At 67.5% G+C, this 23,625-nt stretch carries 25 protein-coding genes and 1 riboswitch; of the genes, 5 read left to right on the plus strand and 20 right to left on the minus strand.

The window, feature by feature from the left end:
- On the minus strand, window positions 1–963 hold the full coding sequence (locus tag VMT40_RS00840; protein WP_326356071.1) for an oxygenase MpaB family protein: 963 nt from the start codon (window positions 961–963) through the stop codon (window positions 1–3).
- 112 nt (window positions 964–1,075) lie between these two features.
- On the opposite strand from VMT40_RS00840, the gene VMT40_RS00845 reads away from it, so the two are divergent.
- Window positions 1,076–1,714: a TetR/AcrR family transcriptional regulator gene (locus VMT40_RS00845; protein WP_326356072.1), complete on the plus strand. Its 639-nt coding sequence runs from the start codon at window positions 1,076–1,078 to the stop codon at window positions 1,712–1,714.
- Between the two features lie 96 nt (window positions 1,715–1,810).
- Here VMT40_RS00845 and VMT40_RS00850 read toward each other — a convergent pair whose 3' ends face one another.
- The 4 genes from VMT40_RS00850 to VMT40_RS00865 form a co-directional block, all read right to left on the minus strand.
- Window positions 1,811–3,442: a phospholipase C gene (locus VMT40_RS00850; RefSeq protein ID WP_326356073.1), complete on the minus strand. Its 1,632-nt coding sequence runs from the start codon at window positions 3,440–3,442 to the stop codon at window positions 1,811–1,813.
- A 119-nt stretch (window positions 3,443–3,561) separates the two neighbouring features.
- Window positions 3,562–4,080 carry a barstar family protein gene (locus tag VMT40_RS00855; RefSeq protein ID WP_326356074.1) on the minus strand — a complete coding sequence of 173 codons (519 nt, stop codon included), beginning with the start codon at window positions 4,078–4,080 and terminating at the stop codon, window positions 3,562–3,564.
- Between the two features lies 1 nt (window position 4,081).
- Complete coding sequence (locus VMT40_RS00860; protein WP_326356075.1) at window positions 4,082–4,573, minus strand: ribonuclease domain-containing protein; 492 nt, start codon at window positions 4,571–4,573, stop codon at window positions 4,082–4,084.
- Window positions 4,570–5,376 carry an exodeoxyribonuclease III gene (locus VMT40_RS00865; RefSeq protein WP_326356076.1) on the minus strand — a complete coding sequence of 269 codons (807 nt, stop codon included), beginning with the start codon at window positions 5,374–5,376 and terminating at the stop codon, window positions 4,570–4,572. Before VMT40_RS00865 ends, VMT40_RS00860 begins: the two co-directional genes overlap by 4 nt.
- A gap of 69 nt (window positions 5,377–5,445) precedes the next feature.
- Between VMT40_RS00865 and VMT40_RS00870 the strand changes: the two genes are divergently transcribed.
- Window positions 5,446–6,300, plus strand: coding sequence for an alpha/beta fold hydrolase (locus VMT40_RS00870; RefSeq protein WP_326356077.1), 855 nt, complete (start codon window positions 5,446–5,448; stop codon window positions 6,298–6,300).
- A gap of 29 nt (window positions 6,301–6,329) precedes the next feature.
- Here VMT40_RS00870 and VMT40_RS00875 read toward each other — a convergent pair whose 3' ends face one another.
- Together VMT40_RS00875 and VMT40_RS00880 are read right to left on the minus strand one after the other, a co-directional pair.
- Window positions 6,330–7,880 (minus strand): PTS ascorbate transporter subunit IIC, encoded by a 1,551-nt coding sequence (locus VMT40_RS00875; protein WP_326356078.1) that lies wholly within the window; start codon window positions 7,878–7,880, stop codon window positions 6,330–6,332.
- A gap of 39 nt (window positions 7,881–7,919) precedes the next feature.
- Window positions 7,920–8,732, minus strand: a complete 813-nt coding sequence (locus VMT40_RS00880; RefSeq protein WP_326356079.1) for a PTS sugar transporter subunit IIA — start codon at window positions 8,730–8,732, stop codon at window positions 7,920–7,922.
- A gap of 211 nt (window positions 8,733–8,943) precedes the next feature.
- Here VMT40_RS00880 and VMT40_RS00885 point away from each other — a divergent pair, with 211 nt between their 5' ends.
- The gene (locus VMT40_RS00885) at window positions 8,944–9,765 is read left to right on the plus strand and encodes an SAM-dependent methyltransferase (RefSeq protein WP_326356080.1); all 822 of its coding nucleotides are present in this window, start codon (window positions 8,944–8,946) and stop codon (window positions 9,763–9,765) included.
- Between the two features lie 112 nt (window positions 9,766–9,877).
- A complete protein-coding gene (locus tag VMT40_RS00890) occupies window positions 9,878–10,048 on the plus strand; it encodes a hypothetical protein (protein WP_326356081.1) in 171 nt (56 codons plus the stop codon).
- 60 nt (window positions 10,049–10,108) lie between these two features.
- Here VMT40_RS00890 and VMT40_RS00895 read toward each other — a convergent pair whose 3' ends face one another.
- From VMT40_RS00895 to VMT40_RS00940, 10 genes are all read right to left on the minus strand, one after another.
- Window positions 10,109–11,368, minus strand: a complete 1,260-nt coding sequence (locus tag VMT40_RS00895) for an acyl-CoA dehydrogenase family protein (RefSeq protein WP_326356082.1) — start codon at window positions 11,366–11,368, stop codon at window positions 10,109–10,111.
- Between the two features lie 18 nt (window positions 11,369–11,386).
- Window positions 11,387–12,265 carry an SDR family oxidoreductase gene (locus tag VMT40_RS00900; protein ID WP_326309374.1) on the minus strand — a complete coding sequence of 293 codons (879 nt, stop codon included), beginning with the start codon at window positions 12,263–12,265 and terminating at the stop codon, window positions 11,387–11,389.
- Between the two features lie 10 nt (window positions 12,266–12,275).
- On the minus strand, window positions 12,276–13,142 hold the full coding sequence (locus tag VMT40_RS00905; protein WP_326356083.1) for a MaoC/PaaZ C-terminal domain-containing protein: 867 nt from the start codon (window positions 13,140–13,142) through the stop codon (window positions 12,276–12,278).
- A gap of 1 nt (window position 13,143) precedes the next feature.
- A complete protein-coding gene (locus VMT40_RS00910) occupies window positions 13,144–13,581 on the minus strand; it encodes a type II toxin-antitoxin system Rv0910 family toxin (protein ID WP_326356084.1) in 438 nt (145 codons plus the stop codon).
- 42 nt (window positions 13,582–13,623) lie between these two features.
- Window positions 13,624–14,880, minus strand: a complete 1,257-nt coding sequence (locus VMT40_RS00915) for a lipid-transfer protein (RefSeq protein ID WP_326356085.1) — start codon at window positions 14,878–14,880, stop codon at window positions 13,624–13,626.
- Between the two features lie 158 nt (window positions 14,881–15,038).
- Complete coding sequence (locus tag VMT40_RS00920) at window positions 15,039–15,683, minus strand: TetR/AcrR family transcriptional regulator (RefSeq protein ID WP_326309378.1); 645 nt, start codon at window positions 15,681–15,683, stop codon at window positions 15,039–15,041.
- A 100-nt stretch (window positions 15,684–15,783) separates the two neighbouring features.
- Window positions 15,784–16,014 carry a hypothetical protein gene (locus VMT40_RS00925; RefSeq protein WP_326356086.1) on the minus strand — a complete coding sequence of 77 codons (231 nt, stop codon included), beginning with the start codon at window positions 16,012–16,014 and terminating at the stop codon, window positions 15,784–15,786.
- 260 nt (window positions 16,015–16,274) lie between these two features.
- Window positions 16,275–17,525, minus strand: coding sequence for an MFS transporter (locus VMT40_RS00930; RefSeq protein WP_442789917.1), 1,251 nt, complete (start codon window positions 17,523–17,525; stop codon window positions 16,275–16,277).
- Window positions 17,526–17,728: 203 nt separating this feature from the next.
- The gene (locus tag VMT40_RS00935) at window positions 17,729–19,129 is read right to left on the minus strand and encodes an FAD-binding oxidoreductase (protein ID WP_326356087.1); all 1,401 of its coding nucleotides are present in this window, start codon (window positions 19,127–19,129) and stop codon (window positions 17,729–17,731) included.
- A gap of 166 nt (window positions 19,130–19,295) precedes the next feature.
- Entirely contained in the window at window positions 19,296–20,057 is a 762-nt protein-coding gene (locus tag VMT40_RS00940; RefSeq protein WP_326356088.1) for a phosphotransferase family protein, read from the minus strand.
- Between the two features lie 191 nt (window positions 20,058–20,248).
- Here VMT40_RS00940 and VMT40_RS00945 point away from each other — a divergent pair, with 191 nt between their 5' ends.
- Window positions 20,249–20,494, plus strand: a complete 246-nt coding sequence (locus VMT40_RS00945; RefSeq protein WP_326356089.1) for a DUF3017 domain-containing protein — start codon at window positions 20,249–20,251, stop codon at window positions 20,492–20,494.
- A gap of 64 nt (window positions 20,495–20,558) precedes the next feature.
- Here VMT40_RS00945 and VMT40_RS00950 read toward each other — a convergent pair whose 3' ends face one another.
- The 3 genes from VMT40_RS00950 to VMT40_RS00960 form a co-directional block, all read right to left on the minus strand.
- Window positions 20,559–20,720 (minus strand): hypothetical protein, encoded by a 162-nt coding sequence (locus tag VMT40_RS00950; RefSeq protein ID WP_167659831.1) that lies wholly within the window; start codon window positions 20,718–20,720, stop codon window positions 20,559–20,561.
- A gap of 179 nt (window positions 20,721–20,899) precedes the next feature.
- Window positions 20,900–22,063 (minus strand): homoserine O-acetyltransferase MetX, encoded by a 1,164-nt coding sequence (gene metX / locus VMT40_RS00955; protein WP_442789881.1) that lies wholly within the window; start codon window positions 22,061–22,063, stop codon window positions 20,900–20,902.
- Window positions 22,060–23,409, minus strand: a complete 1,350-nt coding sequence (locus VMT40_RS00960) for a bifunctional o-acetylhomoserine/o-acetylserine sulfhydrylase (protein ID WP_326356090.1) — start codon at window positions 23,407–23,409, stop codon at window positions 22,060–22,062. Before VMT40_RS00960 ends, metX begins: the two co-directional genes overlap by 4 nt.
- 96 nt (window positions 23,410–23,505) lie before the next feature.
- Window positions 23,506–23,616, minus strand: a riboswitch (SAM riboswitch).
- Between the last annotated feature and the right edge of the window lie 9 nt (window positions 23,617–23,625).

Genomic DNA, 23,625 nt, shown 5'->3' on the forward strand with positions numbered 1-23,625 from the left:
CTAGGCCGTATTTCTGGCCACCCAGTTGCGCGGATCCACCCCCGGCATGCTGGTGCGGCCGGAGCCGACCAGGCGCTGTTCGCGTCGGGTGGCCAGCTTGTAGAGGGGATAGCTGGGGCCGGTCATGGGGGTATTGAGCGGGTTGCCGACCAGGGGCGGCTCGAGGTGGGCGGTGCGGACGGCGCGGGCCAGGGCGCGGAAGGCGGCCTCCTCGCGCAGGCCCCAGCGCAGCTCGTACATGTCGCGGATGCGCTTGGGGAGGCTGCCCTGGACCAGCAGGGCGAACCCGGTCATGGCCTGCCGCGCGGGCATCGGCAGCGGGTGGGCGACGCGCTGGCCCATGAGGTACGAGCCGACCAGTTTGGCTTCGTCGGTGAGGAAGGGCTCGTCGGAGGCCAGGTAGCCGTCGAAGTAGTCGCGGAATTCGCGGTAGGTGTAGGGCGCGGCGCTGCGCGGCATGCCGAAGAGCTCACCCCAGCGCACGTAGTCCTGGTACAGGCCCTCGCGCTCGGTCGGGGTGAGGCGGCGGACCAGCAGATCGTGCATGACCTCGGCGGAGTCGAAGGTGAAGGCCATGGTCATGAACATCAGGTGCGGGTCGTTGGCGGAGTAGTGGGTGCCCGCCGGATTGGCCGCGCCCGCGTCCTCGGGCAGCGCGCCCTCCACCGGGGCGTGGCGCTTGCGGGTGAAAGCCCGTGCGCGGTCGGCCTCTTCGCGGGTGCCGAGCGAGACGGCCTCGAACAGGCGGCCGGTGAGGGCGAGGCGGGTGTAGGGCGTGGTCCGGTGCTGAGTGTTCTCGGCGGTGCCGACATAGAGCAGCGGATGCACCGCGCCGATCACCAGGGCCCGCTGACCGTAGGTGAGTCCGACCGCGCGCTTGCGCATGACCCGCCGGATCATCGAATCGTCCGAGAAATAGCCGCTCTTTGCCGAAAGGCCGCTCCGGGCCGCACGTGCAGGCATCGTTGCCTCCTGGGTGTGTGACGCGAACCACCGCATCTGGAAACAGACTCCCCCAGATTCCAATTTCTGGCAAGACCTTCTGCCAGAATCGCCGCCGTGCCAGAATCGGTTCGTGACCGGCCAACGGACCTACGGGGGCATATCCGCCGACGAGCGCCGCACCCAGCGCCGCACCGCGCTGCTCGACACCGCCCTCGACATCCTCGGCACCCAGGGCATCGACAAACTCACCGTCTCCGCACTGTGCACGGGCGCGGGTCTGAACGAGCGCTACTACTACGAGAACTTCGACGGCCGCGACGCCGTCCTGTCCGCCCTCTTCGACGCCATTGCCGAGGAACTGGCCGCCGCCCTGCTCGCGGCCCTGCACACCGCCCCCGACGATCCGCGCGCCAAGGCCCATGCCGCCATCACCGCGGGCATCGGCGTCCTCACCGACGATCCCCGCAAGGCCCGCGCCACACTGATCCTGAGTTCGGCCACCCCCGAGCTCCGCACCCGCACCACCCACACCATCAAGGCCTTCGCGAACCTCGTGGCCGCCGAGGGCATCGACTTCTACGGCCTCACCGAGGGCGACCCCAAACCCGTAATCGGCTTCCGCGCAACCTATCTCGTCGGCGGCCTGGTCCACACCCTCACCGCCTGGCTCCAGGGCGACCTCCCCATGACCCGCGACGACCTCATCGACGCCACCACCGACGTCTTCGTGCTGCTGGGCGAGGATCTGGCGCGCGAGATCCGGCACTGACCCGCCCGGCCCGGCCTACCGGGTGATCGGCCACTCTCGATACGAAACCGCCCGGCCTTTCCATAGTGAAAAGGCCGGGCGGTCAAGGAATCTCGATCAGCTGGCGGCGCCGGTCTTCGGGTCCAGGGGCAGCGCGGGCTGCGCGGCGGCCTTGAAGTCGAACATGGCGTCGAGGGTGCCCGCCTTCTCGTCGAAGGAGTCGTCGCCGATGCGGCCGGTCTTCCAGTTGTCCTCGATGAACTTCAGGACCGAGGCCTGGTCGGTGAGGCCGTGGTCGACGAAGTTGGCCTTGGCGTAGGGCGAGATCACCAGCAGCGGGACGCGCTGACCGAAACCGCAGCGGCCCTGGTACTTGGCCGGATTCGCCTTGGCGTCACCACAATTGCCGGGGCTGGTGTAGCCGTCCTGCTCCGAGGCGGAGTTCATGACGATCTTCGGGGCCGCGTGGTCGTACCAGCCGTCGGAGTCGTCGTAGGCGATGACGACCGCGGTGTCCTTCCACTCCGGCAGCTTCTGCAGGTGGTTGATGGTCTCGACCAGGAACTGCTGCTCGTCCAGCGGATCGGAGTAGGCGGCGTGGCCGTCCTGGTAACCGGCGGCCTTGAGGTAGCTGACGGCGGGCATGTTGCCCTTGTCGGCGGCGGCCCAGAAATCGGTCAGGTCGTACTGGTGGTTGGCCTGATCGGTCTGGCCGATCTTGTCGACCGAGGTCGGCGGCAGGTGATGCGGGTTGGCCGTCGACGGGTAGTACTGGAACGGCTCGTGGTGGGGGATGTAATCGCCCTTGGTGCCGAACGGCAGCGCGCCGTCCTTGCCGGTACCGCCCAGTGCCACACCGACATTGTGGGTGGCGCCGCAGACGGCCTTGCCGTCCTTGGTCTCGGTGGGCTTGAAGCCGCCCTGGAAGAAGCCCCAGGTGACGTTCTTCTTGTTGAGCAGGTCACCGATATTGGTGCCGGTCATCTGCACGGTGTCGCGCGAGGAGCAGTCGTCGCCGTAGGGCTGAGGGTCGCCGACCACGGTGCCCTGGCCGTTCCCGGCATTGGGCAGCACGGTGTCCTCGGGGAAGGGCTGGCCCGGCTTGGGCGGCTCCATCTTGGTGACGCCGTGCGTCTGGCCCGCCACCAGGTTCAGCGCGCCCACGGTGGACGGGCCGAAGGTGGTGGTCCAGGAGTTGTCGCTCATGGCGTAGTGCTGCGCGTAATTCCACAGCGCGGTCACCGAATTGCCGTCGTAGTAGTCCATGACCAGACCCTGCGGGCCGTAGATCGGCGCCTTGCAGTCCTTGCCCTCGGACACATTGGTGTGCTCGACGAACTGGTCCATCTTGCCGCCGTTGAGGGCGAGCTGCTCGTCCTTGTACTCGTGGTCCTGGTCGCAGGTGACCTGCTGGTTCGGACCGCCGAGGCGCACGGGCTGGGCCTTGTTGGGGTTCTTGGTGAGCAGGTCCGGCGTGAGGCCGTCCACCTTCGGCGTGTTCGGCAGCGCCGTGAACTTGGTGCCGTCGGTGTTGGCCGCGTTCGGGTAGGTGCCGAAGTAGTGGTCGAAGGAGATGTTCTCCTGGAAGATCACCACGACGTGCTTGATCGGGGTCGCGGTGTCGGTGTCCGCACCGGCGGCCTTGTCCGAGGACGACGAACACGAGGTTGCGCTCAGCGCGACCAGCGCGGCGAACGCGGCGGCAGCGCGGCTTCGTGTACCGAAGCGGCGTCGGGCCGAGGCGGGCATGAAAATCCTCCAAGGGTCGATCCGGATCGCGTCAGGCCGCGATCACATAGCGAGACCATTGCAGCGCCTATGACCTGTTTGTTCGACCGCAGGTTAACTGTGAGAGAAACTCCGGTGAATCACATCTTCGGGGTTTCGGAATCCAAAGTGAGGGATACGACCGGCAATCCGGGCGGCGTGGCGTCCTGCAACACGACCCGGAAGGGAATGCCGCGCTTGGCCCACGACGCCGCGGCGTCGGTCGCGGCCTCGGCGAACCAGGCCCGTTCGGCGGGCTGCTGATCCAGCATGAGGGCCGCGTTGCGCACCACCGCGACGTAACCCATTGCGTCCCCGACGAATTCGTCGAGGTCGCGCAGGCATTCGTCGAAGGCGTCCTTGTTTTCCCCGAAGTAGTAAGGGAATTGGAAGGCGGCGGCGAATTCGTCGAAGACACCCGCGACGGTCCGCATCTTGCGACCCCGCAGTTCCCGGGACAGGTAGCCGTCGGGGATTCGGAAACGGACGCCGGAGAATTCGGCCGCGCCGATCGGCAGCACGCCGAGCACCGGGACCGTCTGTGTGGAGGTCGCGGTGGGCAGGGAGAGGAACTGCGACAGCGGGATCGGCTCGGTCATCTCTGCCATCGGCTCGGTCATCTCAGCGCATCCTCGTGAAGGTTTTGTAGTGGTCGCCGGTGTAATAGGCCGAACCGTCGCTGCCGGTGATGATGCGCTCGGCGTCGCGGGTCTGGCCGCGCTGCTTGGGGTTCACGTCCCACTCCTGGTACGTGATGGCCTTGCCCGCGGAATCCTTGCGCGGCAACTGGCCGCTGCGGTTCTCCCAGGGATCGCCGCCGTGGGTGCCGGGGGCATTGGCGGAGTCCGGCCAGCGTCCGGCGTCGATCTCGACCAGTGTGGCGTAGGCGCGGTCGGGGACGCCGAGGACCTTGGAGACCGGCGCGGACTGATTCGCGGTGCCGGGTGTGGCACCGCCGGGCTTCGCGGTCGTCTTGACCGTCGAGGTCGCAACGGCCTTGGCGCCGTTCGTATCCCGATGATCGTTGACCTTGGTGGCCACCACCGCGATGAGCAGCACCAGCACCGCAGCGCCCAGTGTCAGCCAGGCGCGCGTCTTCTTGGAGACGGTCATCGGTACTGCACCGTCACCGGCGCGTGGTCGGACCAGCGTTCGGCGTAGGTGGCGGCCTTCTCCACGACGGCCTGCTTGGCGCGGGACGCGATATCGCCGCGCGCCAGCTGGTAGTCGATGCGCCATCCGGCGTCGTTGTCGAAGGCGCGGCCGCGGTAGGAGTGCCAGCTGTAGGGCCCGGGCACGCCCGGATGCAGTTCGCGCACCACGTCTTTGTACCCGGCGGCCAGCATGGACGACACCCAGGCGCGCTCCTGCGGCAGGAATCCGGCGTTCTTGATGTTGCCCTTCCAGTTCTTGATGTCGAGTTCGGTGTGCGCGACATTCCAGTCGCCCATGATGACGAACTCGCCGGGGTGCGCGAGCATGCGCGCGCCGATGGCGTCGAGGAAGCGGTACTTCTCGTCCTGCATCGGGGTGTCGGCCTCGCCGGTGTGGACGTAGACGCTGGCGATGGTGAGGTCGTCGAAGTCGGCCTCGATATAGCGGCCCAGGGTGGCGAATTCCTCGACGGGAGTCCAGGTCCCGTCGTCCAGGAGGCCGACGCCGACGCGCACCGCGTCGGGTTCCTTGCGGGACAGGATGGCCACGCCCGCCCGGCCCTTGAGGCCCGGCTCGGCATGGCTGAGGAACCATCCGGCGTCCAGCGCGGGCGCTAGCGCGCTCCGCGTTTGCTCATCGGTCGCCCGCGTCTCCTGCAGGCAGACGATATCGGCCTCGGTCGCGGCCAGCCACGCGAGCAGTCCCTTGCCCGCGGCGGCCCGCACCCCATTGACGTTGCACGTACTGATGATTTTCGCCACTTCACGACCGTACAATGCGGCTTACCGACTCTCTTCACGGACATCGAGGTCCAGGAAGGGGTGACGACGATGACGTCAGGCACCACCAAGCCCACCGCCCCGCCCGCGCCCATCCGCGCGCTTCACACCGGCTCCGGTGAACCACTGCTCCTGCTGCACGGATTCATGATGTCCCCGCATTGCTGGGAGCAGGTCGCGCAGCGCATGTCCGGCCATTGCGAAGTGTTCGCTCCGGCCTTCGCCGGACATTGGGGCGGACCCGATTTCGACGGCTGGTATCTGGATGTCAGTGCCCTTGCCGATCGGGTGGAGGACCAGCTCGACGAGATGGGCTGGCGCACCTGCCATATCGCGGGCAATTCGCTCGGCGGTTGGGTCGGCTTCGAGCTGGCTCGGCGCGGACGGGCCCGCACGCTCACCGCGATCGCCCCGGCGGGCGGCTGGCAAACCCCGTCCACGCTGCAGCTTCGGGTGGGTTTGAAGTTCGCGTCGCTGGTCCCGCTGGTGGAGATCGGCAAGCATCTGCCCGACTACATCGCCTACAGCGGTCTCGTCCGGCAGGCCGTCGCCCTGCTGCTCACCAAGAACACCTCCGCGGCCTCCCGCACCGGCATCGAGGCGGCCATCACCTCGGCCATGCACTGCAAGGCCATGCTGCCAATGCTGGTGAGCGGCCTGCGTTTCCCGGCCCTGGAGAACCTCTCCACCCTGAAAACCCCGGTCCGCCTGCTCATGTGCGAGAACGACCGCGTCATCCCCAACCGCGCCTACGCCCGCCGCTTCCTGGAAGAACTCCCGGAGTCGGCGGACCGCATCCTGGTCCACGATGTCGGCCACGTGCCGATGCTCGAGGCCCCGGACCGCATCGCCACGCTGATCGCCGAGCACGTCTACGCCTCCCGCACCCGCCTGCGCGCGGTCTGAGCACCCGCACCCGACGACACCGCCCGCGCTCAGTCGAGCGGCGGCGGTGGGGTCGGGGCTCCGGGCGGGACCGGAATCTTGGGGAACGTCAGGGAGTTCGGCTGGGCCACGGCCTCGGTGACGGCTGCGGTGCGGGTGATGCCGAGGGTGCGGTCGCGGGCCGCGCCCGGGTCCCAGCCGGTGGCGACGACGTGGGTCTGGACCAGGATGGCGGCGAACAGGATCACCACGCCGATGGCGAGGCAGGCCATCACGGCACCCCAGCCGCCGAGTTTGGCGGCGGTGCCGATGGCGGTGCCGAACCAGCCGAAGTCGGCGTCGCCGAAGGTGGTGTTCTCCTCGCCGAAGGGGCCCAGGACTCGGAGCAGGATGGCGGGCAGGAAGGTGATGAGGCAGCCGTTGACGAAGGCGCCGCAGACCGCGCCGCGGCGACCGCCCGTCGCATTGCCGTAGACGCCCGCCGCGCCGCCGGTGAAGAAGTGCGGCACCAGGCCGGGTAGGACCAGCGCCCAGCCGAAGAGGGGGTTGAAGATCCAGCTGAGCAAACCCAGGCTGACCAGGCCGCCGACGAAGCTGCTGAGGAAGCCGAGGAGTACGGCGTTCTGGGCGTAGGGGAACACGATCGGGGCGTCCAGCGCCGGAATCGCGCCGGGCACAACCTTTTCCGCGATGCCCTGGAAGGCGGGCACCAGCTCGCCCAGGATGGTGCGGACACCGAAGAGGATGACGGCCACCGCGATACCGAAGTAGAGGCCCTGCTGCACGGACTGCATCAGATAGTTGCCGACATTCGTCGCACCGTTCTCGAAGGCCTGGAACGCCTCGTCCTGCCCGGCCCGCGCGAGGTAGGCCAGCGCCAGCACCAGATACAGCAGCACCATCGACAGCGCGGTCGCCACCATCGAATCCCGCAGGAAGCGAAGCCCTTCCGGCAGATCCATCTCCTCGGTGCTGCGGCTGCGCTTGCCGACCAGCTGTCCGGTCGCGCCCGCCGCGATATAGCCCGCGGTGCCGAAATGCCCGATGGCCACCTCGTCGCCGCCGGTGACCCGGCGCGTCCAGGCCTGGGCCAGCGCCGGGAACGACACCATGACGATGCCGAGCAGAATGCCGCCCGCCACGACCACCACCGGCGTGGACAGACCCGCCACCGCCAGCACCATGGTGAGCAGGGTGGCCATGAACAGCATGTGGTGGCCGGTCAGGAAGACGTAGCGCAGGGGCGTGAACCTGGCCAGCGCCAGGCTGATTCCGAAGCCGAGGATCATCAGCCAGGTCACCCGCGCGCCGTACTCGTTCTGGGCGATGGCCACGATGGCCTCGTTGGTGGGGATGACGCCGTGCGCGCCGAGCGCTCCCTGGATCATGGTGCCCAAGGGTTTCAGCGATTCCACCACCAACCCCGCGCCCGCACCGATGAGCAGGAAGCCCAGCGTCGCCTTGATGGCGCTGCCCGCCACCTGCCCGGCCGGTTTGCGCAGCGCGATGAGCCCGACGGCGGTGATGATGCCGATGAGATAGGCGGGCTGGCTGAGGATTTCATTGACGACGAACTGTGCGATGGCCAGAACGACATTCATGCTGTCCGCCTTCCTAGACGTCGAGGAGTTCGCGCGGGGCTAGAGATCGAAGAGCTCGCGGAGAGCCCCGTCGACTTCGGCCGCGCTGGTGAAGTTCTCGATCACCCGCACCGGAATACTCAGATTGCCAAGGGTTTTGGCGATTTCTCCGGAGGTGAGCACGGCGACGGCCTCCGACGCCTTGCCCTTGGCGGAGATGGTGTCGGTGGCCTCGACCGTGATGTACGGGGTCCAGTGCCAGCGGTCGAGCACCGATTCCAGCGTGCTCTTGAGGAACAGGCTGGTGCCGACGCCATTGCCGCAGACGGTGAGGATCTTCAGCGGACCGGAGTGCGATTTGACGGTGGGGATTGGCGTGGATCCCTTTGCCGCCGAGGGCTTTTCGGTTGCCACCCGCGCGATCTCCGTTTCGTCGAGCAGCAGGGCCCGCAACTGCCGCGGCGTCCGCACCGCCCGCAAGAGCTGCTCCGCCCCCGGCTCCAGCAGCACCTTGGCGAGCGCGGCCATGGCATCGGTGTGCACGCCCGAATCCGAGGCGGCCAGCGCGACGACCAGATCCACCGGGTCATTGGGGCTGTCGAACTCCACCGGCTTTTCCAGCCGCACCCACGACATCCCGGTCCGACGCACCGCCGGGGACGGACGGGCATGCGCGAAGGCGAATCCAGGAGCGATGACAATGTAGGGCCCGTTGGTCTCGACATTGCCGATCATCTCCGCCGTGTACTCGGCCGTGGTCACCCCGGTGGCGACCAGCAAATCACCGGCCGCCCGAATGGCCGCACGCCAGTCGTCGGCATGACCGTGCAGATCGATCGCCTCCGAAGGCAGCAAATCCACCAGCGATGTCATGCGCCGATCCTCGCATGAATACCCAATAGCAAATGTCTGGCACACCGCGTTGTCATCCGAATACCGACGCCGCTCCGAATCACTTCCGGTGCGCCGCGGTATCCCGATCCGCATTCAGCACACCGGGCGTTACCGTGAACAGCGCGCCGGAAGACGTTCTCTTACATAGGATTACTGCCACAACGGAGTCCCTCGGACAGGGGTGTGAAAGATGACGGATCAATCGCACGTGGACCAGTCGAAACCGAGCATCGCGCGGGTGTACGACTACCTTTTGGGCGGCAAGGACAACTACGCCGTGGATCGCGAGATCGGGGACTTCTTCATCAAGGATCTGCCGGGTTCGGTGGATATCGCCTTCGCCAACCGCAATTGCCTGGTTCGCGCCGTCGGCGAGATCGCCCGCGCGGGCGTGAAACAGTTCATCGATATCGGCAGCGGCCTGCCCACCGCCGACAATGTGCACCAGGTCGCGCAGCGCCATCTCACCGACCCGCACGTCGTCTACGTCGACAACGACCCCATCGTGCTGGCCCACGGCCGCGCCATCCTGGAGACCGACGAGTTCACCAGCGTCATCCAGGCCGACCTGCGCGATTCGGCGGGCATTCGCCACCACCCGGAGGTCGAACGCCTCATCGACTTCTCGCAGCCGGTCGCCATCATCTTCAGCGCGATCCTGCACCACCTGAACAATGACGAGAAGCCCGAGCAGGTCGTGCGCTACTGGACCGACCAAATCCCTTCCGGCAGCATGGTCTACATCTCGCACTTCCGGTCCGGCTTCAATGAGGAAACCCGCCTGGCCGAGCAGAAGTTGCAGTCCAGTTTCGGCCGCGGCCGCTGGCGCACCGACGAGGAAATCCTCGCCCTGTTCGGCGATCTGGAGATCCTGGATCCGGGTCTGGTCCCCTGTTCCCTGTGGCGGCCCACCCCCACCACCGCCGACGGCGTCTCCCGCATCGGCACCGACCACCACGATCTCAGCGTCTGGGAGCAGCTGATTTCCGCCGCCCTGTCCCGCAAGCCGTAGCCCGCGTCCATCGGCATCCCGCAAGTCCACCGACCTGTTTTGTGCTGCGTAAGAAGGGGAACGCCCTCTGGTACCGCAGAGCGTCTGTGGGTCAGTGCGGGAGAGGTGTCGGATGGAGAGTCAGCGTGGGCAGCAGCGCAGTGATCGTGCGCGGGGATGGGATCGGCGGGTGGAGGCCGAGGAATTCGCCAGTCGGGCCCAGTGGGAAGAGTCCGCGTGGGATCACCCGGATGAGGTAGCGATCACCGATGACGAGAGCAAGAAGTTCAAGACGAGTCGTTGACCGGGCCGGTCGTCCGGGGCCGCCACCGGCGACAGGCGGCGGCCCCGGACGTGTGCGCGCCTAGTAGGCGAGCAGTCCCTTGGCGACGTGGGTCACCTGGATCTCATTGCTGCCCGCGTAGATCATGAGCGACTTGGCATCGCGGGCCAGCTGTTCGACGTGATACTCCGACATGTAGCCATTGCCGCCGAAGAGCTGGACGGCGTCCATGGCCACCTCGGTGGCGATCTCCGAGCAGTACAGCTTCATGGCCGACGCTTCGGCCAGCGTGGGCGGCTTGCCCGCGCGGGACCGTTCCAGGGCGTTGAACACCATGTTCTGCACATTGATTCGCGCGACCTCCATCCTGGCGAGCTTGAGCTGCACCAGCTGGAAGCGGCCGATCTCCTGACCCCACAGCTTGCGGGTCTTGGCGTAATCCACACAGAGCCGGTGACATTCGTTGACGATGCCCAGCGCCATGAAGGCCACGCCGATTCGCTCGGCGGTGAAACTCGAACGGGCGCTTTCGCGTCCGTCGCCGCCCTCGTGCTGTTCGGTCTCGCCGAGCAGCCGGTCGCGGCCCAATCGCACATTGTCGAAGAACAATTCGCCGGTGGGCGAGGCGTGCAGGCCCATCTTCTTGAACGGCTTGCCCTGGGTGAAGCCCTCCATGCCCTTGTCGAGCACGAAGGTCAGCACCTTGCGGTCGCGCTTTTCGACCCCGTCGCCCTCGTCGAGTTTGGCGTAGACGATGACGGTGTCGGCGTAGGGGCCGTTGGTGATGAAGGTCTTCTGGCCGTTGAGGATGTAGTCCTCGCCGTCGCGGCGGACGTAGGTCTTCATGCCGCCGAAGGCGTCCGAGCCGGAGTCCGGCTCCGTGATCGCCCACGCCGCGACCTTTTTCATGGTCACGATGTCGGCCACCCAGCGTTCCTTCTGCGCGAGGGTGCCGCGCGCGAGGATGGTGGTGGCCCCGAGGCCGATGCTCACGCCCATGGCGGTGACCAGGCCCATGCACACCCCGGACAGCTCGCTGATGAGCACCGCCATCAGCGATTCCTGCCCGGAGAACGGCCCGCCCTCACCGGAGGGCTTCTTCTCCGGCAGCGGCTCCCCGGCGGCGATCGCCTCCTCCCGCTTGCGTTGTTTGGCAAGCAGTTTGGCGACCGTCTCGGCACCCAGCGCGTCGATGCCGAACTCGCTGAACAGCTTCCGGATGATCGGGTACGGCAGCATCTCACCGCTGTCGAGGGCGTCCAGGTGCGGGCGCACCTCCTTGTCGATGAAGCCGCGCACCGCGCCGCGGATCAGCTCATCGGTCTCGGACCATTCGAACATCGTTGTCCGCCTTCCTGATTACGGCAGTCGCCCGGCGATATCGTCGATGGACCACGGGCCTTCGGTCTCGATGGTCTTCACGTCGTGCCACCCCGCCAGTTCGGAGATCGCGCCGCCCTGTACCGCGAACACCTTGCCGGTGATCGGGCACTTCTCGGTGGCAAGGTACGCCACCAGCGGGGAGATATTGGCCGGACTGAAGGCATCGAACTCGCCCTCTTCCAGTCCCGCCTGCTGGGCGGCCATCATCTCGCCCATGCCCGGCGTGGCCAGGGTGAGGCGGGTGCGGGCGATGGGGGCGATGGCGTTCACGCGCACGCCGTAGCGGGCCAGTTCGTCCGCGGCCACCAGGGTGAGCGCGGCGATGGCGGCCTTGGCCGCACCGTAATTCGCCTGTCCCGCATTGGGAACCGTGGTGCCCGACGCCGACGCGGTATTGATGACCGCGGCATTGGGCTGATTGCCCGCCTTGGACTGGTCCTTCCAGTAGGCGGCCGCGTGCCGGAGCACCGCCGCGTGCCCCTTGAGGTGCACGGCCACGACCGCGTCCCACTGCGACTCGTCCATGCCCGCGATGAACGCGTCGCGCAGGATGCCCGCGTTGTTCACCACCACATCGAGCCGACCGAACTCCGAAACAGCCTGATCCACCAGGTTTTTCGCACCCTGCCAGTCGGCCACGCTGTCGGTGTTGGCGATCGCGCGCCCCCCTGCGGCGACGATCTCGTTCACCACCTCGTGCGCCGGTCCGGCGTCGGTGCCCTCACCGGCATTGCTGCCGCCGAGGTCGTTGACCACAACCGCCGCGCCCTCACGCGCGAACAGCAGCGCGTGCTCGCGACCGATCCCCCGACCGGCCCCGGTGATAATGGCGACCCGTCCGTCGAGTGCACCCATGAATGTCTCCTCAGTTGTCGGAAATTTCGGCGAGGCCGTCGCTGAGCACCGTGTCATCGCCGCGCACGGTCCGGAAGGCGTAGGTGGTGACCCCGTTGGCGGTGCCGACCTTCCAGATCTGGGTCTCGAGGTCGTCGCCCGGGAACACCATCTTGGTGAAGCGCACCGCATACCGTTGCAGCCGAGCCACATCCGAGTCCGCGACCTGGCTCAAGACCCCCCATGACGACATCGCCATGGTGCACAGCCCATGCGCGATGATGCCGGGCAGACCGGCATCCTTGGCCACCTGGTCGTCCAGGTGCAGCGGCACCGGATCGCCCGAGGCCGGGGAGTAGCGGTAGGTCTGGTCGGCGTCCACGTGCGCGGTCGCCGTCGCCAGCGGCGCCCGCTCCAGCAGCGCCGGATCGAGCCGGTGCGCCGGAGCCTGGTCGCCGACCCGCTCCCCCGCGTCGACATTGCGGAAGAACGCGGTCAGATACTGCTCGTTGACCAGTTCCCCGTCCTCGGCCCGGCATTCGATGAGGATGGTGATGGTCGAGCCATTGTCCTTCCCCTCGTACCCGATGGCCTTGGCCCGCGACACCAGCCTGTCACCGGGTCGGATCGGCCGGTGGAAGTGAAAGTCCTGCTCCCCGTGGACGACTCGACCGAAGATGTTCATCGGGGCCACGTCGATGACCGGCACCATCATGGCGTCGAACACCGGCACGATGGCGAAGATCGGCGGTGCCACATCGCCTTTCACGTGCCCGGGAATGGGATCGTTGGTGGCGGCGGCGTATTCGGCGATCCGCTCCCGGGTGACCTCGAAGGCTTCCTCGTCCGACCAGTTGCCCAGCCCGGACCTATCGAATTCGACTGCCGTCGAAGTCATTTCAGGCCGCCGTGGCGAGGGCGTCGAGCGCGGCGAGAGTTTTGTCCAGCTGAGTGAGGCCATCCTTCTCCACCGCCTTGCCCAGCGCGCCCTTGATGAGCGCGCCCTCGAAATCGCCGGACACGGAGAACTTGCTGCCGCTGCCCTCGGGGGTGATGTCGAAGGAGAACTGCACCTTCACACCCGCCATGCCGGTGCCGCTGAGTACCAGGCGATTCGGGGTGTCGACGCTCTCGACCACCCACTCGATCTTGTTGGCCATGCCGAGCATGACGATCTTGGCGGTCAGCTTCGCGCCGGGGGCCAGCACGGCCGGGGGCTCCTCCATCCAGCGCTCGTGGATGGAGAACCATTTGTCCCAGGTCTGCGGGTCGGAGACGACGGCCCACAGGCCCTCGGGGGTGGCGTTGAGATCCTTGGACGCTTCGATGTGTCCCATGTGATTACCTCTTGTAGTTCCCGCGAATGGAAGGGGCGGAGATCAGCGGTCCGCGCGCTGGTAGGCGGTGACGACGGCCGCGCCGCCGAGCCCGATATTGTGCTGCAGCGCGGCGGTGACATTGTCGACCTGCCGCTTGTCGGCGGTGCCGCGCAGCTGCCAGGTGAGCTCGCTGCACTGGGCCAAACCCGTTGCGCCCAAAGGATGTCCCTTGGAGATGAGCCCGCCGGACGGGTTCACCACCCACTTGCCGCCGTAGGTGGTCGCGCCGGAGTCGATGAGGTGTCCCGCCTCGCCCTCCTTGGCCAGCCCGAGCGCCTCGTAGAGCAGCAGCTCGTTGGCGGAGAAGCAGTCGTGCAGCTCGATGACCTGGAAGTCCTCGGGGCCGAGCCCGGCCTGGGCGTAAACCTTCTCGGCCGCTTGCACATTCATGTCGTAGCCGATGAGGTTGCGGGCGCTGCCGTCGAAGGTGGACTGGAAGTCGGTGGTCATGGCCTGGCCGACGATCTCCACCGCCTGCCGCGACAGGTCGTGGCGGTCCACGAATTCCTCGCTGGCCAGAACGACCGCGCCCGAACCATCGGAGGTGGGCGAGCACTGCAGCTTGGTGAGCGGGTCGTAGATCATGCGCGAGCCCAGGATGTCGTCGAGCGTGTACTCGTCCTGGAACTGCGAATACGGGTTGTTCACCGAGTGCTTGTGGTTCTTGTACCCGATCTTGGCGAAGTGCTCGGCGGTGGTGCCGTACTTCTTCATGTGCTCGCGCCCGGCCGCGCCGAACATCCACGGGGCCACCGGGAAGAGCACCTCGGAGATCTCCGCGAGCGCCATGATGTGGCGGGCCATGGGCTGTTCGCGGTCGTCCCAGGTGGAGCCGAGCGAGCCCGGCTGCATCTTCTCGAAGCCCAACGCCAGCGTGCAGTCGGCCAGCCCGCCCCGAATCGCCTGTGCCGCAAGGTAGAGCGCGGTCGAGCCGGTGGAGCAGTTGTTGTTGACATTGACCACGGGGATGCCGGTCATGCCCAGTTCGTAGACGGCGCGCTGACCGGAGGTGGACTCACCGTAGACGTAGCCGACGTAGGCCTGCTCGATCTCGCGATAGTCGACCCCGGCATCGGCGAGGGCCTTGGTCCCCGACTCCCGGGCCATGTCCGGGTAGTCCCAGTCGCTGCCGTCCTCGTTCTTGCGCCGCCCCGGCTTCTCGAACTTCGTCATGCCGACGCCGACGACAAAAACGCGGTTCGCGAAGCGACCCGATGTGGGGTGGGGGTGGGGCGACGGGTGGGCCTTGTTCGTCATCGAACTCCTCACATAGGGGTGCAGAAACAAACATACAAAGCTGTATGTAAGTCGGCAAGAGGGTGCGTGGAATCCTGGCGGTGATTACAAGATCATGAGGTCAGGTTGATGCAGCGGCACATACAGCCGCGTCGGTATTGCGAGGAGATCGCCGGGTGTCAGTCGGCGATGCGAATGTCCGGCATGCCCGCGTCCGCCGCCATGCGCAGGTGCGCCGAGGCGCGCAGCCAGCGGCGATGCGCGCGCTCCGGATCGGGAGAGATGAAGTTGCTCACCAGGATTCCGCGCAGTGTGTCCATGGCGGTATACGCGAAATCGCGAACGCTCTTGCGGTAGAGCTCGTTCGGCACCAGCTGGGCGACCGCCAGCAGCACGGCATTGTTGACGAACGGCTCGACCTTCTCGACCTCGGCGGCCAGCAGGCGATCGGTGCGGGCGGCCACCCAGAGCTCGACCGCGGCGATGAACAGCGGTCCCTGATGCAGCTCCCACATGAATTCGAGTGCGGTGCCGAGCGGATCGTCCCCCGCGCGCATGCGGTTGATCTCCTGCATGGCCGCCTCGGTCCGGCGCTGGGCCAGATGGCTGACGGCCGCGACCACCAGGTCGTTCTTCGAGCCGAAGTGGTGCACCTGCGCACCCCGGGTTACCCCCGCCCGCTCCGCCACCCGTGGCGTCGTGGTCCCGGCGTACCCGTACTCGACGAGGCATTCGATGGTGGCGTCCAGCAGCCGCGTGCGCATCTCGGTGCTGCGCTGCTCCTGTGTGCGGCGCGGCTGTTTGGAGACGGCGGAGCTGGTCATGCCAGGATCTTACACTTACATACACCCGTGTATGTTCGCGCCCGGATTGCGGGCCGGATCGAACTCCGGCCCGCGACCGCGTTTCGGATCGACCCGGGGGTTAGTTCTCGGAGTTGTATTCGCAGGCGCTGCAGGACCAGCCGCCATCGGTCATGACGCAGTCGTTGAGCCTCACATTCGGGTTCCCCACCTGATCCCGACAGGCGGTGGCACAGCTGTTGAGATCCGGGCCGCAACTCACCGGCCCGTTATCGTCGGCCGAGGCCACGGCGGGCACCGCCAAGCCAATGAGCAAACCTGCGGCGAGCACAGCGATTCGAACAGCACGCATGCTGAAATTTCCTTTCCTGAACAGTGCGATGTCCGGTCGAGAGCGCTCGTATTCGGCCGATAACTCGACGAGATTAACTCCGTCGGCTGTGAATTCAGCTCAATGATCGCTGTGAATCAGACAGCCCGAATGCCTACTCCGACAACACTGTTCAGTACCGCCACCGCCGAGTCCGCATGTTCACAGCAAACTCTGCTCGCGAATTCAGCCGCGCCACAGGGCCACTGCGGGCCGCGCTGGTCCGCCCGCGTCCGGGTGGGTCAGCCGAGGGTGCGTGAGGTCGAGCGGGCGGCGAGGACGGTCACCGCGAACAGCGCGGTACCCAGCACCGCCAGCCCGGCACCGACCGCCGCGGGGGCGGTGTAGCCGAGACCCGCCGCGATGACCAGGCCGCCGAGCCACGCTCCCGCCGCATTGGCGATGTTCAGGGCCGCGTGGTTGAGGGCGGCGGCGAGGGTTTGGGCGTCGTGGGCGACGTCCATCAGGCGGGTTTGGAGCGCCGGGGCCAGGGATGCGCCCGACGCGCCCACCAGGAACGCGCCAATGGCCGCCGTGTACGGATTGTGGGCCGCCGCAACATAACCCGCGAGGATGACCAGCATCCCGATCATGGACACGAAGATGGCGCGGTCCACGCCACGGTCGGCCAGCACGCCGCCGACGATATTGCCCGCCACCATGCCGAGGCCGAAGAGCATGAGCACCACCGGAACCAGGCCGACGGGCAGGCCCGCGACATCGGTGAGGGTGGTGGTGATGTAGGTGTAGACCGCGAACATGCCGCCGAAGCCGACCGCGCCGACGAGCAGGGTCAGCAGCACCTGGGGGCGGCGCAGCGCGGTGAGTTCGGTGCGCGGGTCGGTCATGCGGACACCGTGCAGCTCCGGCACGAACCGGGCGATCGCGGCCACGGTCGCGAAACCGATCACGGCGACCACGATGAAGGCGTCCCGCCAGCCCAGATTCTGGCCCAGCCAGGTGGCGGCGGGGACGCCGACGACATTGGCGGCGCTGAGGCCCAGCATAACGGCCGCAACCGCTTTGGCCCGCTGGCCCACCGGAGCGAGCGAGGCCGCCGCCAGCGACGCCACCCCGAAGTAGGCCCCGTGCGGGAGCCCCGAGGCGAACCGGGCCACGGTCAGCGTCGCGAAGTTGGGCGCGATCACGCTGGCCGCATTACCCAGGGCGAACGCGAACATCAACGCCATGAGCAGCCGTTTGCGCGGCACCCGGGCGCACAGGGCGGCGATCACCGGCGCACCGACGACCACACCCAGCGCATAGGCCGAAACAATGTGCCCGGCGGTCGGTTCGGAGACCTTCATGGATCCGGCTATGTCCGGCAGCAAACCCATGGTGACGAATTCGGTGGTGCCGATCCCGAATCCGCCCAGCGCCAGCGCCAGCATGGCGGGGATATGCCAATCGGTGCGCGGCGGCACCACCGGCGTCTCCGTCACAACCGACGGTTCCGCCGACGCGGAGGGGTCCGGCGCGACGGGTCGGCTCATCGCCGCGTCGGGGGTGAGCGCGGCGGTGGTGGCGGAGACGGATTCGGGCACAACCAAGCGCAACACACCGGCGAATGGTCGCGATACCGTCCAGTCCGGTGATTTCACTCACCGACCGGGCCGAATGATGGGCCCGCTCACTCTCCGTGACCCGCGCCGCATCCCGGCGGCCACCCCGGTCCTCCGGAATCTCGCCGACCGGATCAGACGGTCGCCGGTGCCGCGGCCCGACTGGGATCGGCCTCGCCCAAGGGCCTGGCGACGGGAAAGTTGCTGCGAAACAGGCCGTCCGGGTCCCGGCGGTCCTTGATGTCCCGCAGCCGGGCCAGGGTCTCGGCGTCGAAGACGGCCGCGGGGCTCTCGCCGGAATCCAAGTAGGTGAACGGTTTCCGACCGCTCAGGTGCGGGCCCAGCGCGTCCACCACCGCCGCCTGGCGCTCGACGACGAGCGCCCCGAAGTCCGGTGTCGGCGCGGGGCCGAGCAGCGACAGCAGATACGGCTCGGCAATGCCACCCGCGCACCCCGCGTCGGCGGGCGGGGTGGCCAGCGCGCCACCGAGATGCCGGATCTGCACGAGGGCGAGCGGCCCCACGCTGCCCCGCGGCGCGGCGGCCGCCAGCAGCGCCTCGCTGACATCCGCGGAGAAATCGGTGAGCAGCTCGCCGCGCACCCGCGCCGGGCTCGGATCGGTCGGCTCCATGCAGACCCCGCCGACCTGCGCGGCGTCCAGCGGCCGCCGGGTGTCGAGCACCAGCCCCGCGATCTCGTCGAATCGGCGCAGCGGCCCGGTGACCCCGCCCAGCGCGACCACATCGACGGCCACCATGGCCTGGCCGCGCAGCGGCTCGGGAACCTGCGGGAACGGCGGGAATTGGATCAAGGTCAGCCAAAGGCTCAGTCCCACTTCGGCTTCCGCAGTGGCCTCCCGGAAGGCGGCGATCACCTCCGCGGCCCGTTCCGCGGGCCACAGCATGCGACCGCCGAAAAGCTCCGGCGCATCGAACAATTCGAACTCCAGCCCGGTCACCAACGCGAAATCACCGCCACCGCCACGCAAGGCCCAGAACAGATCCGACTCCGACTCCGCGGTCACCCGCCGCTGATCACCATCGGCGGTCACCACCTCCAGCGCCCGCACCGCGTGCGCGGCATAACCGCGACTACGCGCAAACCACCCAACACCACCGCCCAGGGTGTACCCGGCCACCCCGACCACCCCGGAACTGCCGCAGGCCCCGGCCAATCCGTGCGCCGCGGCCCGCTCCAACACCGGCTGCCACGCCACCCCCGCACCCACCCGCGCCACGCGCGAGCCGACATCGATCTCGACCCCATCCAACGCCCGCGTAATCACCAACACGGTCCCATCCGCCGCAGCGGACGGACTATGCCCTGTCGCCCGCGTACTCAACGCCACCTCGGCCGCCGCCGCAAACCGCACCAGCCCCGCCGCATCAGCCGCGTCGACTACCTCCACCACCGCCGAAACCCGCTGCCGCACAGCCAAATTCCAGGGCGAGGCCGCCTGCTCGAACCCATCCTCCCCGGGCACCAGCACCCGCCCCCGCACCACCTGCCGCAAATCCCGCCCGAGAGCAGACACAGTTCCTCCTTCACCACCGCGACCCCCGCCCCGGAATCCCGTGACCGTCGCATCGATATTGCGCAGCCCCCACCCCGCGTTAACCGCCCTTGCGGCGTACCGCCGCCACGGTCACCCCTCGCAGACCGTGGCGGACCCCTATCCTCCCGCCCCGATCATGACCGTTTCATGATCGACTCCGCCCCCGATCCCGCATCGCACGTCTCAGCACATCGCCCTCGCACCCCTGTGACATCGGATCAAACCCATGCTCGATCAACCACCGAATCCCCAACAGGCTGCGCAACGACCACCACGCCCGAATCACCTCGACATCGAGGTCCGTGCCGTAGCCCGCGACCACCTCACCGAGACGCTCCGGGTGCCCCATCGTCAAAGTGGCGATGTCGTACAGCCCATCGCCGGGCCCCGCCTCGGACCAGTCGATCACCCCGGTGATCTCGTCACCCGACACGAACACGTGCTCGGCTTGCAGATCACCGTGCGTGAACACCGGCGTCCACGGCCGCAACGCATCCTCGGCAACACGCCGGTTGTACGCGACCACCTCTGCGGGCAAAACCCCATTCGCGACAATCCACTCGCACTCACCATCGAGCTGCACCCCGATCTCCTCCACCCCGCGCCCCTCCCACGGCGGCAACGGCGCATCATGCAACTCCCGTATCACCGCACCCGCCGCCCTCCAAGCCGCCGCCGACGCCTCCGACGGCTCCCCGACCCGACCGAGCGCGACGCCCGGCAGAGCGGCCAGTGCGAGCACAGAGGGCTTGCGCCACAACACTTTCGGAGTAGGAATCGGCGCCCTGTCCATCGCCTCGACCTCGAACTCCCCCCGCCCCCACTCCCCATCAACCTTCAAGAACGCATCCCCCACCCGCAAGGTAACCCGCTCCCGATGCGCCACCACAACCGCAACCTCTTCCACCCCAGCGATTATCGCGGCGCGAAGTGTCGCCATCGACGAGCATGCAATCCGGCAGGCAAACGCCGAGAAGAGTCCTGCTCCAATGCATTCTCGTGGGCGGGGGCGGTTAAGCTCGGGCGGTGAATTCAGCCCATGCCGCAGGAGAGAGTCGCAGCAGTCGTTTCGGGGGGTTTCTTCGGGAGAATCTGCCGATGCTGCTGGTGGCGGGGGTGCTTGTGGTGGCGGTGGTGTTTCTCGCCTGGGATCGGTGGCGGCGGGGGACGTTCTTCTTCGGGGGGGCGGCGCTGTTGGGGGCGGCGTTGCGGCTGATTCTGCCGACCGAGCGGGCGGGGCTGCTCGCGGTGCGCAGCAAGGGGTTCGATGTCGCGTGGCTGACGGTGCTGGGCGGCGCGATCATCGTGCTGGCCGCGACCATCAGTAGCCTCGGCGTCACGTAGGAACGCGCCGAGGTCGGGGCCGCGACCGGGGTCGCGGCGCTGAGATCTGATCGGGGGCTGTCTGTTAAACCGAGGTGATGCGGCGGCCGAGTTCCCGGCGTAATACTTCCTGGTCGGGAAGTCGGTGTAGGACGCGGAGTATGGCCGGGCGGAGTTCACGCTGCTCGTCCTCGGAGAGCAGATCGACGAGATCGCGGAGATCCATGTCATCGAATGCGGCGGTCATAGCTGAATAGATTACGACCGCCGGGCCCGAAGCACACGTATTCGAAGCGAGCGGTTACCGATGTGTCATATGCGCGAAACCGGAAGCGCGTCAGGACAATTCGCGCGAAACAGCCACGATACGCGCGGTAACGCGCGGCCGTTGCGGCAGCGGAAATGCAGCGGAAATGCAGCGGTTGTTCAGCGATCGGACTCGCGTTGGGCGCGGGCCAGATCCATCGTCTCGAGCACCAGCTTGCCGACCGCCTCGAACTCGGTCAGAAAGCCGTCGTGGCCGTCCTTGGAGTGGATGACCTCGAGTCCCTTGGAGCCGGGCAGCAGATCGGCCAGCTCCTGCTGCGTGCGCAGCGGGTAGAGCCGATCGGAGTCGACCCCGCCGACCACGCACGGCACCGGCGTCGACGCCAGCGCCGCCTCGACGCCGCCGCGCCCGCGGCCCACGTCGTGGCGGTTCATGGCCTCGCTGAGCAGCACGTAGGTGGCCGGGTCGAAGCGCGAGATCAGCTTGTCCGCCTGGTATTCCAGGTAGCTCTGCACCGCGTAGCGCCCACCCGCCCGGGGGTCCTCGTTGCCCTGGGCGTGATTCTCGAACCGATGGTCCAGTTCGAACTCGGTGCGATAGGTCAGGTGCGCGATGCGCCGGGCTATACCCATCCCGGTCATGGGCGCGCGCCCGGTGCCGTGATAGTTGCCGCCCTGCCAGTTCGGATCGGCCTTGATGGCGGCCTGCTGGGTGGTCTGGGTGCCGATCTGGTCGGCGGTGGCGCGCGCGCCGACCGCCAACACCAGCGCCGCGCCGACCCGCTGGGGGCTGCCGACCATCCACTCCAGCACCCGCATACCGCCCATGGAGCCGCCGAGCACGGCCGCCAGCCGCTCGATGCCGAGCAGATCGAACAGCTTGGCCTCCGCGGTCACCTGATCGCGAATCGAGATCTCGGGAAACCGTGCGCCCCAAGGCTTTCCGTCCGGGGCCAGCGAGGCCGGGCCGGTGCTGCCCTTACAGCCGCCCAGCACATTGGTGGCGATGACACACCATTCGCGGGTGTCCACCGGCGCACCCGGCCCGACAATGCCGTCCCACCAACCGGGCTGGCTGTGGTGCACATCGGCGGGGCCGACCACATGCGAGTCACCGGTCAGCGCGTGCTCGACGAGCACCACGTTGTCCGCGTTCTCGGAAAGTTCGCCCCACCGTTGCACGGCCAGCGTCACATCGGGGATGACAGCTCCGGACTCGAGCTCCACATCCCCGATGGCAATGCTCGCGAGCGTCCCGTCCGGCGGCGGCAGCAACAGCTCGGCCGCGTGACGGGACGTCCTCGATTCGATGTTCACGGTCAACTTGCCGCCGCCGTCAGTCCGGCGCGCAAATCCGCCAGGATGTCGCCGATGCCCTCGATACCCACGGCCAAACGCACCAGACCAGGCGTGACACCGGAAGCCAACTGCTCCTCGGGGGTCAGCTGGGAGTGCGTGGTGGAGGCCGGATGGATGACGAGCGAGCGCACATCCCCGATGTTAGCGACATGGCTGTGCAGCACCAGCGCCTCCACGAACTTCTTCCCGGCGTCCACGCCACCGGCCAGTTCGAAGGACACGATGGCACCGACACCCTTGGGTGCCAGCTGTTTGCCACGCTCGAACCAGGGTGAGTCGGGAAGGCCCGCGTAGTACACCTTCTCGACGCCCGGCTGCCCGACGAGGAACTCCGCCACCGCCTGCGCGTTGGCCACGTGCCGCTCGACGCGCAGGCTCAACGTCTCGATGCCCTGCGCGATGAGGAAGGCATTGAACGGCGAGACCGCCGCGCCCAGATCGCGCAGCAACTGCACGCGCGCCTTGAGCGCGTAGGCGGGCGCGCCGAGATCGGCGAAGACCGCGCCGTGGTAGCTCGGATCGGGGGTGGTGAAGCCCGGGAATCGGGACTCGCCCGCTTCGTTCTTCACGGTCCAATCGAAGGTGCCGCCGTCCACGATCACACCGGCGACCGCCGCACCGTGCCCGCCCAAATACTTGGTGGCCGAATGCACGACGATGTCCGCGCCCAGCCGCAGCGGCTGGATCAGATACGGGGTGGCGACGGTGTTGTCCACGATGAGCGGCACACCCGCCGCGTGCGCGACCTCGGCGATCCCCGGAATGTCCAGGATCGAGCTGGACGGATTGGCGACGGTCTCACCGTAGAACGCCTTGGTGTTCGGCCGCACGGCCGCGCGCCACTGCTCGAGATCGTCGGGATCGGAGACGAAGCTGACCTCGATGCCCAGCTTGGGCAGCGAGTAGTGCAGCAGGTTGTAGGTGCCGCCGTAGAGGTGCGGGCTGGCCACGATGTGGTCGCCCGCCTCGGCCAGATTCAGGATCGCGTAGGTCTCCGCCGCCTGCCCGGAGGCCAGCAGCAATGCCGCGACACCGCCCTCGAGGGCGGCGATGCGCTGTTCCACCGCGTCCTGGGTGGGGTTCATGATGCGGGTGTAGATATTGCCCGGCTCGGCGAGACCGAACAGCGCGGCGGCGTGATCGGTGTCCCGGAAGGCGTAGGACGTGGTCTGGTAGATGGGCAGGGCGCGGGCTCCGGTGGCCGCATCGGGGGCCTGCCCGGCGTGAATCTGCTTGGTCTCGAAAGACCAGTTGGCCGGGTCGAGGGTGCCGTCGGCCCCAACGGCCGCGGGCGCGGTCGAGTCACTCATGTGTTCTGCTCCAAAAACAAGGTCGCCGAATGGCGGAATTTTGACGTTATCGAGAAGCGAATGGGCTTCGACAACAACACATTTCGGTAGACCTCCTAGTTGCGCTTGCGTTCGTCCTTCGAACGCCCGGTCCTCACCCGGAGCACCCCACCGCAGCTGGAGGGTTGCCGATCAGCGAGCCGGGGCTTGGCGCTGATGCTCTTGACCTGTTGCGAG

The sequence above is a fragment of the Nocardia sp. CDC160 genome (genome assembly GCF_035818795.1).
In the GTDB taxonomy this organism is placed as follows: Bacteria; Actinomycetota; Actinomycetes; order Mycobacteriales; family Mycobacteriaceae; genus Nocardia.